The following is a 13,675-nucleotide window of genomic DNA, read 5'->3' as shown; positions in this document are numbered from 1 at the left end:
TGAGTATTTAGATAAAATAAAAAAGTCCTTTTGGCTGGCTTACCAAAAGGACTTTACACTTGAATATAAACAGAGATTAAGTCGTTGTCTTTTGGTAATGGAGCATTGGGCGGCAATACATCCACATTTGTTTTTTAGAGATAATAATAATCGTTGTCTTCATAATTTTATTTTTACCTCCCCAAAAAAAATAATTTTCTGAGGAGGAGAATTGAAATGGTTGAGTTAGCTAATAGAGAATTTCAATTCTGATATTTTTAATTTATTCCAAAAAAAAAGCCTCTGTTTTCGGCAGAGGCTTTTTGCTATATATTTTAAAAAAATTAAAATTTGGCACTAGTTCGCTCTGCGGGAATGTTCCACATTTTGCAATACATATGACAAATAATAATTTTCATTTTTTCTTTCATTTTGATACTGCAAACTTCAGAACAAATTTTGAATTTGCAATCAAAAAAAACAAACTTTAACATTTAGAGGTGTTGCTATATATATTTAAATACTACGTATTTAGTTTTTTAGATTTTAACATTTGACAGAAAAAAAAGTTAAGAATAATTTGCAAGTCAATTCCATTTCATACATTTGCAGTCGAAATCTAGAAGAGGAAAAATTTGAACTGATTGCAACCTCTGATACTTTGTATCACAAAAATGCTAAAGCAGAAAAACTCTCCTTTAGCCTTTCCGACAAATTTTCTGATTCCAAAAAAATAAAAAATTTATGGCTTATTTATTTACGTCAGAGTCTGTGAGCGAAGGACATCCAGATAAAATTGCTGACCAAATTTCTGATGCACTAATTGATAATTTCTTGGCTTTTGATGCGGAATCAAAAGTAGCTTGTGAAACTTTGGTAACAACCGGACAAGTAATTTTGGCTGGTGAAGTGAAATCAAACACCTATCTTGACGTTCAACATATTGCGAGGGAAGTAATTAGAAAAATTGGCTACACGAAGAGCGAATATATGTTTGAGGCAAATTCTTGCGGCATTCTTTCGGCTATTCACGAGCAATCTGCAGACATCAACCAAGGTGTTGACAGGGCTAGCAAAGAAGAGCAAGGCGCCGGAGACCAAGGAATGATGTTTGGTTATGCAACTAACGAAACGGAAAACTATATGCCTTTGGCGTTGGATTTATCGCATGCCTTGTTGAAAGAATTAGCTAATTTGAGAAGAGAAAATGCTGAAATTACGTATTTGCGTCCGGATGCAAAATCGCAAGTAACTTTAGAATATTCTGACGATAACAAACCCCAACGAATTGATGCTATTGTAATTTCTACACAGCACGATGATTTTGCTGAAGAAGCAGCAATGCTGGCGAAAATCAAATCAGATTTGGTTTCTATCCTGATTCCAAGAGTGAAGGCAAAATATCCTCAATATGCCCATTTATTCAATGACCAAATTACCTACCACATCAATCCAACCGGGAAATTCGTAATTGGAGGACCGCACGGCGATACTGGCTTGACCGGAAGAAAAATTATCGTTGACACGTATGGTGGCAAAGGAGCCCACGGCGGTGGCGCTTTCTCTGGAAAAGACCCAAGTAAAGTGGACAGAAGTGCGGCTTATGCTACACGCCACATCGCTAAAAACTTGGTTGCTGCTGGAGTATGCGACGAAGTTTTGGTTCAAGTTTCCTACGCCATTGGGGTTGCAAAACCAACTTCTATCAACGTGGTAACTTACGGAACTTCGAAAGTGAATTTAACGGATGGCGAAATCAGCAAAAAAGTAGAAGCTATTTTTGATATGCGTCCTTATTTCATTGAACAGAGATTGAAATTGAGAAATCCTATCTACAGCGAGACTGCCGCTTATGGACACATGGGAAGAACTCCAGAAAAGGTTACAAAAACTTTTTCTGCTCCGGGCGGGCTTACAAAAACCGTTGAAGTAGAATTGTTTACTTGGGAGAAATTAGACTTTGTGGATCAAGTGAAAAGTGCTTTTGGGATTTAATTCCAAAAAACTGCAAACATAAAAAAAACCTTCAGTTTTCGCTGAAGGTTTTTTGTTTTTATAGATTTTAGTAAGTTCCGGTTTTCATCTTTTCATAAGCCGTTTGCATCTCTTGCTTTGGGACTTCATCACTATCTCCTATATATTTCAAAGCCTGTTCTTGCGTAGCAATTGCTTTTTGTTTTTCCCCGTTTTTATAATACAATTTCGCTAAAGTATCTAAATAATAAGGATTGTTTTTTTCAATCCTCAAACTTGATTCTGACCATTTTATCGCTTTTTTTATCGATTCTGGATTTTTAGATTTCTCAACCACAAACCACGCCGCTTGATTGGAAGTATTTGCATACGAATTTTTAAAAACGCTCCAATTTGAATAATCTGAGCCTATTGCTTCTCTCTCACTAAACATTTCATCTAATATTTCTATTTCATTTGTTACTTTAAAAGTCTTGTTAAAGAAAAAATCATATTCAGAAACATAGGCATCTTCTTTATTCAGGTTTCTAGAAAAACCCTCTAGAGCAGTAAAGTAAGAAATTGTCATGTTATGATTCCCTACTTGCTTTTCCATCATTTTTTTATAAACTCCAAGAAGACATTTTTGATAATCAGAAGATGTTTCAGGCGTGACTAAATAACTATTTAAAGTAACTGCATTAGGCAAGACATATTCTATAGTATCGTAATAATCATACTCTAGAGCCATACTATCCTGTACTTTTAATTTCTTCTGCTCCGTCAAGATTTCATCATAATTTTGCAGTAAATAATCAATAGCTTTAAAATTGCTTTCGTCAAACAGCCTTTCTTCGTTAAAAATCTTACTATAAAAACCACTGTTTTCTATTTCTGATAAAGAAACTTTCACAAAATCCATATCTGGTTTGGAATCTTTTACATGGATTTTTACAATCTTGTCCCAAACAGCAAGCAATTTATTTTTGTCAATATTAATTTTCGTATAAACCGGCTCATTTTGATCGTAATAATCGGTGTAAGCCCTTGCCGTATCCACAGCCATTTCACTGATATCTTCTGCAGGTACAATTTCTTCAACAACTTGTGGCAAAAAAGCGGTCTCAGCTACAACTGGCGGATAAAGGGACGATCCAGAACCTTGGGTTGAAAGCGGTAGCATCTTCTTCAATACTTCTTTCTCTTTTGCTTTGGAGCTGATGGCTTTATTCAAATCAGAAATGGCTTTTACTTGTTTCAAGTTTTCTTGAATAGCGCTGTAATACACATCAAAAAGATAATTGTTTGTGGCCAGACTGCCCTTTATCTTAGCCAAAATATTCCCTTCAGAATCCAATACAATTGTTGAGGGATTGTCCGTAATTTTATTTTTCAGAAACCAAGATTTGTCTTTTGAAGTTGCCAAATAATAATTGTATTTATCATATTCGGTAGTGTTTTCATAGGACGCATACGTACCTAAAGAGTATTGCTGGTTATTGATAAAGTTGTCAAATTCAGATTTTGTCTCTTTATTATCGGGATCATACGAAATTACAAGATATTTCGAAGGCGTCTTTTTTGAAGCTTCCATTGCTTTTTGCAAATTATCCTGAATGACTAATTTATAATCGGAAGCATTGTTATAAGTTGAACCTACTGCGCCATAATCGTCATAAAGTTTCCTTTTGCCCGGAAAAGTCCAATTGTTTTCTACTTTTGTTTCAAGAGGCAAAATATCAGATTTTACGGTTGCTTTTTTGGCGCTTTCAAGAACAAAAATTAATGGATTTTTTTTTCCTTTTTCAACAACTACCAATTCTTTTTTTTCATTGTGATAGCCCTCAAGTTTCACTTTTCCAAAATAATTGGTTTTGTATTCAAATTTAATTTGATTCACATTTCTTGGCAAAGTATATTTTTCGAGTGTGGCTTGATCATTATAATCTTGATTTACCAAATAGAAAAAATCAGCCCGGTCGATTTCAAAATTCAGCTCATCTTCATTGTAATTTATTTCAGAAGAATAATCACTGATATTTTTAAAAACCGGATTTGATTTGCCCGATTGCGTTCCAATATAAAGGGATGATGCGTAAGCTGAAGCATGTTTCCCTGTCAATTGCACTTTTACTTTCCCTAGGTTTGGATTGGCTTCTGAAGAAAGAAAAACAGAAAAACCGGAGTTCTTTCCGCCCAGATCATTGAAAGAAAGAGTATCATTTTTGGTTTCATAAGTGCCTTGAAAAAAAACCAACTCAAATTTATTATCGTCGCTCAGCTTTAATTTTATTTCTTGCCCTTCAGTTTGGGTAACATAAGTTCCTGGTTCGATTTTATTTTGCGAATAGGAAACTGCCGATAATAACAATAAGGAAGTGATGTAAATCTTATTCATAATTTTGGCTTTTTTGCATTTTGTCTCTAACAAATGTAAATCATTTTTAAAGACGACTGGATCTAAAAACCAGAATTTTAGCGTTATATTTTACCCTAAAACCTCGCACTGTTTTAGATCTATTTTTGATATTGAAAAATTTATAGAATGTACTTTTCCCTAGCCCAGATTGCAGCGAAAAGCTGGATTGGCTCCCGAAGTTTCGGGACTACAAATTGTATCGCAACGAAAAAATCATGTATCTGGGCTGTACACGATATTGCGACGTTCTGGTGAAAAATTGGTTAAAACTGTCGTCATTTAAACTGGTGGTATTCAGCAAATTTGTGGCTCCGACTTTATATTCCAGCTTGCTTCCTTTCTTTTGGTAAGACAAACTTGCGGATAAAAAATCATACTGATTGTCAACCGTTTTCGACTTATTGCTGTACTTGTTAAATTCATATTCAGCCTTGAAAGAAAAAGCGTCTAAGAAAAAATATTCTAGGTTGGCGAAAGGCGAATTGTTGTAAAAAACATCGTTCTGATATTCATTTATTGTCACGCCATAACCCATTTCCAGGCTGGGAAGGTTTTTGAAATTTGTAGAAAAACTAAAATTATAGCCTTGCGTAAAAGTTTCTGTTGCAGTAAAAATCTGGGCTTGCGTACTTCTATCGACTTGAATATTGTTTTGTTTTGACCAACTCAAATTGGCACTGACGGAAGCTTTGTAAAACCGTGCAAAAGAACGGCCGTACCTAAAAAATCCGGACAAGGTTTCATCAGCAAAGTTCGAATTAAACGGCGTTGACGTTTGATTGATTCCGTCAAATGATGCAATTCTTTTTACGGCATCCACCCTTTTATTGTAGTTTACAAAACCCGAAATGTTGGTTTGGTTGAACATGTTAAATTTAAAATAACGCAGGGAATGTGTTTGGCTCAAGGCGTTTTCAAGATTTCTTTGACCGCGAAAAAGGCTGTTGTAACTTGAAAAAACATTACCTTCGGCCAATTGCGAAATATCCGTAAAATCATTTTGCATTGTAAAATTGTACGTCACTGTTTCTGACTTTTTTATTTGATACAAAGCATACACGTCGGGCAACACTCGGAAGAAACTTCGGTCAAAATCAGAATCCAGCTGCTCATTTTTCATAAAATAATTGTGAACGCTCACACCCGGATTGAACGTGAATCTTCCAGTAATAAATTTGTAATGAAGTCCTAAAAACACGTCGTTAAACATGTAATTCACATCGTTATTATTTTCGGCGCTGTTCAAATCATTCTGGGCTTGATTGTCCAAAATCTGAAAAATATGCGAGTTGAAATTTTGGTAGGAATAGGTGTTTCCTAATGTAAAATTGATGTTGCTTTTTGGCGTCACCATATAATAATAATCCAATTTCGCATCCACTTTGTTAGTCCTGACAAAACGTTCCTGGCTGATTATATTTCTTTCTTGAGTCGCATTGTATCCGGCCAAATTAAATGGCTGCAACAATAAATTTGCATTGTAAAATGGGTCTTCGTCTTGATATAAATGCTGCATTTCAAAAGCCAGCACATTTTTATCATCCACCGTGTAATAGTAATTCAGGTTTTGGTTTATAGAAAACGGATTTTGTTTCTTATTCGTGTAAATATCTTGGGGAACGCTGCTTCCCTGCGCGGTTTGCGTGGTCAGCAATCCCAAATTTTCATCTTGTTTTGACGTTTTTAAAAGCAAGTCATAATCAAAGTGTACTTTTTCATTTGGCACATAGCTCGAGCTCAGCTTAAAAAGCCCGAGGTTGGTTTTTTGCAGTGCTATTTCGTCAGAAGTCTGCTCTGTTTCCACTTCACCCGTTTCAGTATTCAGGTAACTGTTTTTTGTAAAAGTTTCCATTTCAGTATCGCTCGAAGTAATTATTCCAAAACCGCTGATGGTCCACGCTTTTGCCGGATTATAACTAAAATTCCCCGCTCCGAATTGCGTTTCAATTTCTTTGGCGCGATTGTTCCGAGCCATCGAAATTCCCAAGTCATTGGAAGCAACGTTAAAATTAGTACCGCCTTTTCGCATGATTCCTCTGAAACCGCCCGTGAATTTGAAATAATCTTGCGCCGTAAATGGCAATTCGCCGATATTATTGAAATTCGCTAAAAGATTGATGCTGTATTTTGGGCTGTAATAAAACAGTTTTGGGTTGGCAATGTAACGTTCTTCTTCGTGCCCAACACCTATTCCTGCTGTAATATCTCCAAACCAAAAGTTCTTTTTTCCTTCTTTCAGCTTGATGTTCATGGCAATATTTTCTTCGTTGTTCTCAAGACCTTTTAATTGCGAAACTTCGTTATAATTTCTCAAAACCTGCACTTTATCGACGGCATCAGCCGGAATATTCTGCACTCCTAATTTGGTATCGCCGTCAAAAAAATCTTTTCCGTCAATCATTAATTTCTGAACGGTTTTTCCTTCCACTTGAATCTGCCCGTCTTTATTCACCTCAACGCCAGGCAACTTTTTTAAGATATCGCCCAGTTTTCTTTCAGTTCCATTGGTAAAGGAATCAGAGTTGTAAACAATGGTGTCGCCTTTGATGGAAACTGGCATTTCGCTCACAATTTCCACTTCATCAAGACCAATTCCTTCTTCCAAAATGATGGCTTGCGTGATGTTTTCTGTTCCTGTTTTTACTTCAATTTCTTTTCCTTGGAAGCCAATGTAGCTGACTTTTATTTTATAGGAAGTATTTGCTTTTAATGACAACTGGAATTTTCCTTTATCATTTGTAATCGCATAAGAATCCATTGCGTTATTGGTTTGATTGACCGCCATGACATTCGCCATTTCCAAACCGAACGTTTTTGAATCGGTAATAAAACCTTCCATTCTGATATTTTGGGCATTCGAAAAAACTGAAAAAAGCAGAAAAAAAGCAAGAGTAATTATTTTTTGCATAGTGGAATTATATGTCGTGAAGATATGTAAATTTTGAATTAGATTAACGCCCGCTGAAGTTTAAACGAATTATTCCATTAGCATCTTTCCTGCTTTCTAATTGTTTTTCGGTAATTTCTTCAAATTCTTTACTATTGACTTTTTACCTTTTTTAAGTCTTTTACCATTTTGGATTTAAAATAATTTTCGACACAAATAAGATGTTTTTCCATCAGTTGCTTCTAAAATCAAACCCGGCAATCCCCAATATTTTTCTGGCCCTTGCGAAAGTGCAATTTCAGGGGTATACCAAACCGTGGAGTTTAATTAAAGTCAAAAATTGGGTTTTTATGTTCTTATAAAAGAATTAAAAGCAAAAAAAAGGCTTCCAAACGGAAGCCTTTTTCAAAACATAAAAATCAATTATCTTTTTATCGAGAAATGTGCTTTGAATTCTTTAACTAAATTTTGCTCTATAAAATTTACTTTGAACCAATAATCAGTCGATGGTAAAGGCTGTCCGTTCATTGTTCCGTCCCAGCCTGCTCCCACTGCGCTAATTTGTTTCACAAGTTTTCCATAGCGGTCAAAGATAAAAATCTGTGCTGTTTCATCTAATCCCACAATATTCCAAGTATCGTGTATTCCGTCACCGTTTGGCGTAAAATAGTTAGGATAACCAATCGCCATTGCCTCTTCGGTACCAGACCCACAGCCTGCTTCTCTTAAAACATCTCTCACGGTTACACTATGTTCCCCAATTGAAACACCGCTGAAAACATTGCTGTTTTGCCAAGGACCATTGTCAATTTGGTATTCATAGGTTCCAAAACCACTTGCTGTAACCGTAATTATTTGGTTTTCAGTAAATGCATTTGTCACTTGGACATTTGTAATTACTGGAGGTCCAGATCTTGTAATTGTGGTTTGAACTGCATTTGACACACAACCTGTCTGGATATCGGTTGCAATAACGCTGTAAACCGATGTTGCTGTTGCCATAGTATTGATGGTATGTGTTTCATCAGTTCCCACAACGGTATTTCCTAAACTCCATTCAAATGCGTGTGTTGCACTTGTATATTGCGTTGAAAGCACGATTGGCGTAATTACATTTCCTGTTCCAAATTCCACACAAATAACGCCTCCTTGATTGTCAATAATCGGTTCAGGAAGCGGATTTACAGTAATTGGAAAACTAACAACACTTGGACATCCTGTTACCGAAGCCGTATTAATCACAACTGCATAAATTGTTTGTACAAAAGCTTCTGTATTCACAAATGCTCCTGGAGTTTGAATTGCCGAAGGATTTGTGGTTGCTGGCCCTACATTTAATACATCTTGGTCAATCAAAGCCTGACTTGTGTAATAATGAATCGTGTAATTTGGATCTGTGCTTTGGCTTCCTAAAATTGTACTGTCAAGATCAGAAAGATTAAATAAATGGAAACCATCATTTGTACCCTCATCATCACATGTTGCAATTATTAACGCAATAGCTGGATCTGTTTCATCTACCGGATTGGCAATCGCTCCGTCATCAGCAATTAAAGTGACAACAGCTGTTGGATTTACGCAACCGGTTACGTTATTTACTACCCTAACATAAATATCTTGTGGGTTTGTCAAATTTACATATTGATCTGTCAACGGGTTGTTTCCTATTTGAGCGTCAGCCTGGTTCAAATGGTATGTAAATGTAAAATCAGCTGTATTTTGCGAACCGTCTAATACTTCTTCATTTGAATTTGAAAGCGTAAATGTTGCCGTTCCCGTATTGTTTTGTTGGCAAACGGCATTAATTACAGGAGTTACAGCCACAACGGGTAGCGGATTTACAATTAATAACTGCTCCACAACCACATAACAATTGTTTCCGTTTGAATCTGCTTGTGAATTCATCACCCTGATGTACACTATGCCCACACCTTCATAAGCAGTCGGCACCATAATTTGATTTGTTTGGGCAATTGCATCCGCTTCGGTTGGATAATACGCAAAAGTAAGCGTCGGATCGTTATTCTGGATATAAACTTCGTTTACGGCAAGATCAAAAATCTCTGTGCCGTTTGGAGAATTTACATCATCGCAGGCAATCAAATCTTGAGGATCTGTATTTGGCGTTGGAATTGGCAAAACCCTGATAGTAAGCGTCGTGTAACTTCTGCAGGTTGTGGCCGTATTGGTCACTGCCACAAAAAGCGTATATGGATTATTTACTCCTAGGATGCTTCCGTTTGAAAATGCCTCGGGATTTGTAATTGCATCGGTATCGCTTTGCGCATTTGCTTGATTTAAATAATATTGAACTGTGTATTCAGAAGCATTTCCTGTAATTACACTATTCATTGAAGTCAGATCAAACATTCCTACACTGTCATTTGCTGGAGAAAGATTATCACAAACAGATAAGGAATAGGCAGGGCTTAAAGCAAGTGGCGTATCAATTTCGAGCTGGAAGCTTCCGATGGTGAAACATTCTGAAACTGTATCAGTAACAGAAACCCAAATTGTTTGTCCGTTTGTACCTAAAAAATTGGTTGGCGCCACAATGGCACTTGATCCTGACTGGGCATTTGCTAATGAGGTAAAATACCTAATAGAATAAGTGCTTCCACCTGTTTGCGCATCTAAAATTATTTGCGTTTGTTGTGTCAAATCAATTGTGCGGATCGCGTCTTGATTATTATCGCAAATTTGCAAATTCTGAAGATTTGGCATCTCGGGAGAGGCATTTACGCGAAGTTCCATGGAAACCACAGAATAACATCCGGTTAAGATATTTTCTGCCCTGATATAAATTGTTTGGGCAAATGCATTGACATTTTCATAGGTGTTTCCTAAAGGAAAAAAATTCAAATCAGCATTACTATAGGTTTCATGAAACGTAATTACAGTATCTGGAGCTCCATCAAGAATATCTATAATTAGTGCCTGAAGATCAAATGTTGCAAAACCATTTCCGTCTAAATCGCATTCCACAACTGGATCTGGAATTACAGGCGCCGGAAGCGGTTCTACTCTTAAATCTAATAAAGTAATGGCAAAACATTGTGTATCAGAATTAGTCACCCTGACAAAAATAGTCTGGACTCCTGCCACCTGATTTGTATATAAAAGCGGTAATGAAGGAGTTCCTGCAAGTGCCGCCGCCTGATCAAAATGATAGGTTACCATCATTACAGGATCAGACGTGATTGTTGGAATATAGCTGCCCAAATCAAATTCTTCAAACTCATCTCCTGAATTATTCACATCACATACTTCATAAGGTGTTGCAGGAAAAGGAACTACTGGAAGCGGATTTACAATCAATTCTAAAGGAACCACATCATAACACCCTGTTGCTATAATTTCTACTCTAACCCAAATTGTCTGGCTATTTGGAACTGTATTTGTAAAAGCAAGAACATTTGTAATCGCATTTGAAGCTGCAATTGCATTCGCTTCGGTCAAATGATAGGTTATTTGATGAAGCTGTGCATCAGCTCCGTTTAATATTTGATTATTTCTGATGGTAATATTGAATGTCGCAAATCCGTCAGCAGTCTCATCACAAACCTGAATTGGATCTGGCGTTACGGCCACCGGTGTTGGATTTACAATTAATTGCAATTCTCCAAAATAGCTACATCCCCCCGCATTTGATTCCAATCGAACATAAAGCGTTTGTGTCCATTGATTAATATTGTTGTAAGTCAAGCCTACTGCGCTTACACCAAAAGAAGCATCTATGGCCGTTTCATGAAAAGTTACCGTCATATTTGGATTCCCTGCCAAAATTTGGGCTGCTGCTGTGCTTAAATCAAATATGCCAAATCCGTCATTGTTTGGATCGCAATAGTATAAGGGATCAGGCAATATCGGCGCTGGAGCATCAACAACCTCAAGATCGAATTGTGTGGTTATAAAACACCCCGTATCAATATTTTCAACTCTAACATAGATAATTTGACCGTCTAATCCAGTGTAATCATTGGCCGGATTTATCTCATCTGTTTCAGTGCCTGCACCTGTTAGCGTAGTATGATAGGTTACGATAAAACCATTTTGCCCATTTGTAATTTGTGTTGTTTTTACCGTCAAATCAAATTGCCCTTGCCCTGTAACATTTGAACCACATGCGGTTAATGTTGTTGGCGTTGTAATTTGAGGCAGCAGATTTACAATCAAATCAAACGACCCTACGCTAAAACATCCGGTCGCATTATTTTCAATCCTATACCAAATCGTCTGTGGGTTTGAAACAATATTTTGATACAACAATGGCAATTCCGTTCCTAAAACTCCTGCTGTTGCTTGCGCCTGATCTAAATAAAAATCTACTGAAACATTAGTTTGTGCATTTATTATTTCGTTAATTTTTGTTCCTAAATCAAATTCTTCAATTCCGTCTCCCGGATTTGTATAATCACACAATTCATAATCTGAAACCGAAACAACGGTAGGATTTGGTAAAACAACGAGCTGCAAAGTCTCAAAACTTGCACAATTGCTATTTAATTCCACAACTCTAATATAAACTGTCTGGGTATTTTGGTTCACGTTTTGATATGCCGTTGCAGGATCTATGATCCCAACTCCATTCTGTGAATTAGACAGAGTTTCATGATACGTTACCACAAGGGCAGTATTTCCATTTGTGATTTCATCATCCTTTACTGTCAAATTAAATGTAGAAAACCCATCATTGTTATCATCACAAATTTCAAGTGGCGTTGGGGAGGAAATAATTGGTGGCGTATTGACAACAATTTCCAGGGTCGCCGGATCGGCACATTGGCCTAAATCAGGTGTAAAGGTATAGGTGGTTGTTTGTGTATTATCTAATGCCGGCGACCAAACCCCAGTAATGTCATCATTTGAGATAAGTGGCAATGGAGGAATCACGTCTCCAATGCATACCGCTTCAACCGGATCAAATAATGGAACCACGGAATTAGATAAGTTTAAGGTAAAGTCTTTCACAGCAAAACAGATTGCCGAACTTTGAACCCTCACGTAAATTATTTCTCCGTTTCCACTACTCAGATATGCCGTGGGAACCGCTATCGGAGCAGTATTGCTTTGTGCTGTTGCAAGCGTATTATGATACGAAACTTGATATATTCCTGCCGGATCTACAATTGGAGTATTTTGGGTAAGATCAAAAACTAATGGCGGTGTCCCGCAAACATTCAAATCCTCTGGTTCTGGGATATCGAGACTTGCACTCAGAAATGATGTGCCTCCAGAATAAGTGCAACTCGTTGAACCATAAGTTACCGTTGCAACCAATGTGAAATTATAATTCCCATCAGGCAAATCAATTACGGATGTATTTGAAGAATTAGGATTTGTAAGTGCAGTCGCCGGAGAAGCTATCCATTGAAGAACCGTCGAAGCATTAAGCGTTATCGGATTCGTTAACGCTGGAGAAACCGGTACTTGAAAAATAGAAGCTGTTGCTGCCGAGCAAGAATTATCATTAATTATCGAATTAATTGGTCCCGAAGTATAAGTAACGCTAGTTAATGAATTACATACACTTTGTAAATTTGTGAATGAAATCGTTGCATTTGTCAATGCCCCCACATCTCCACCAATACAATCAAAAATTCGTACCGACCAGCCTCCTTGCGCCGCATTACATCCATATAATGGGCTCCAATTTATTGGGATAGAACCAGGACCGTAGGTATTAAAATTTCCTGTCAAAGGAGCATTTGCAGAACATACATTTAAATTAGCATTTGCCGTATTTGAAAAACATAAATTTGCCACATTATTACCGCTATTGCAAATACTATTTTGGCCAAGAGCTCCTGGATTTGGGGAAAGCAAAATTGTGGGACTTCCGCAAGAGGGCGGTCCTACTAAATAAAATGCCAAATCAGAAACCCAAGTGTGTGTTGCAGAAAAGCAAACTGAAATTTGAGTACTCGGAGTAATAATTGATGGTGGCAGTGGCGGGTTATAATAACTAAAAGAACCATTTACACCTACATTCCCAGCCAGGTTTGTTGCATTACAAGCCGTTGGGGTAGCTGTTGGGTTAAGTTGCCCGTTCATATTCCAAACCCAAGCCACATAACAGGCAACCAACACATTAGAGCTATCATAGATCTGAACACGATATCCATCACTTGGCAAATTTGAGATGGTTGACGACGTGCCCGTTTGGGTGGTATACGCTGTCCACGAAAAATTCACCTCATTATGATAAAACCAGTTGTAAGTATAAGTTCCGGGGCCACTTGGGGAGCTTGCTGTCAGACTTGCCGTATTATTTGACAAACCTGTTGCACACCAAATATAAATAGGATCATTTGGAGTTCCATTGGTGTAAGCTGTTATGGTTTCTCCAGAATTGCCATTAGCCACAATTTGAGCATTTGTTTTTCCTATAAAAAGCAGAAGAAAACAAAAAAGTAGTATATAGTGCTTCATCTCTC

Annotated in this window: 5 protein-coding genes; 1 reads left to right on the top strand and 4 read right to left on the bottom strand. The window is 37.1% G+C overall.

The features are described from left to right. Window positions 1–723 precede the first annotated feature (723 nt). Complete coding sequence (gene metK, locus EG849_RS09255) at window positions 724–1,974, top strand: methionine adenosyltransferase (protein ID WP_125012799.1); 1,251 nt, start codon at window positions 724–726, stop codon at window positions 1,972–1,974. A 67-nt stretch (window positions 1,975–2,041) separates the two neighbouring features. Here the strand turns inward: metK and EG849_RS09250 are convergent, their stop codons facing one another. The 4 genes from EG849_RS09250 to EG849_RS09235 all read right to left on the bottom strand — a co-directional run bounded on the left by EG849_RS09250 (window position 2,042) and on the right by EG849_RS09235 (window position 13,670). Continuing rightward, window positions 2,042–4,330, bottom strand: coding sequence for a hypothetical protein (locus EG849_RS09250; protein WP_125012798.1), 2,289 nt, complete (start codon window positions 4,328–4,330; stop codon window positions 2,042–2,044). A 208-nt stretch (window positions 4,331–4,538) separates the two neighbouring features. Further along, window positions 4,539–7,259: a carboxypeptidase-like regulatory domain-containing protein gene (locus EG849_RS09245; RefSeq protein WP_125012797.1), complete on the bottom strand. Its 2,721-nt coding sequence runs from the start codon at window positions 7,257–7,259 to the stop codon at window positions 4,539–4,541. A gap of 174 nt (window positions 7,260–7,433) precedes the next feature. Continuing rightward, window positions 7,434–7,535 (bottom strand): hypothetical protein, encoded by a 102-nt coding sequence (locus tag EG849_RS09240; RefSeq protein WP_125012842.1) that lies wholly within the window; start codon window positions 7,533–7,535, stop codon window positions 7,434–7,436. Between the two features lie 126 nt (window positions 7,536–7,661). After that, a complete protein-coding gene (locus tag EG849_RS09235) occupies window positions 7,662–13,670 on the bottom strand; it encodes a T9SS type B sorting domain-containing protein (RefSeq protein WP_125012796.1) in 6,009 nt (2,002 codons plus the stop codon). Window positions 13,671–13,675 lie beyond the last annotated feature (5 nt).

It is taken from the genome of Flavobacterium macacae (assembly GCF_003865365.1).
Taxonomy (GTDB): Bacteria; Bacteroidota; Bacteroidia; order Flavobacteriales; family Flavobacteriaceae; genus Flavobacterium; species Flavobacterium macacae.
Note: the sequence above shows the minus strand (reverse complement) of the source record. Positions and strands in the feature narration are given on the sequence as shown.

Excerpts from the sequence above, each read along its gene's own strand:
- metK (WP_125012799.1), top strand. The coding sequence starts at position 724 with ATGGCTTATTTATTTACGTCAGAGTCTGTGAGCGAAGGACATCCAGAT.
- EG849_RS09250 (WP_125012798.1), bottom strand. The coding sequence starts at position 4,330 with ATGAATAAGATTTACATCACTTCCTTATTGTTATTATCGGCAGTTTCC.
- EG849_RS09245 (WP_125012797.1), bottom strand. The coding sequence starts at position 7,259 with ATGCAAAAAATAATTACTCTTGCTTTTTTTCTGCTTTTTTCAGTTTTT.
- EG849_RS09235 (WP_125012796.1), bottom strand. The coding sequence starts at position 13,670 with ATGAAGCACTATATACTACTTTTTTGTTTTCTTCTGCTTTTTATAGGA.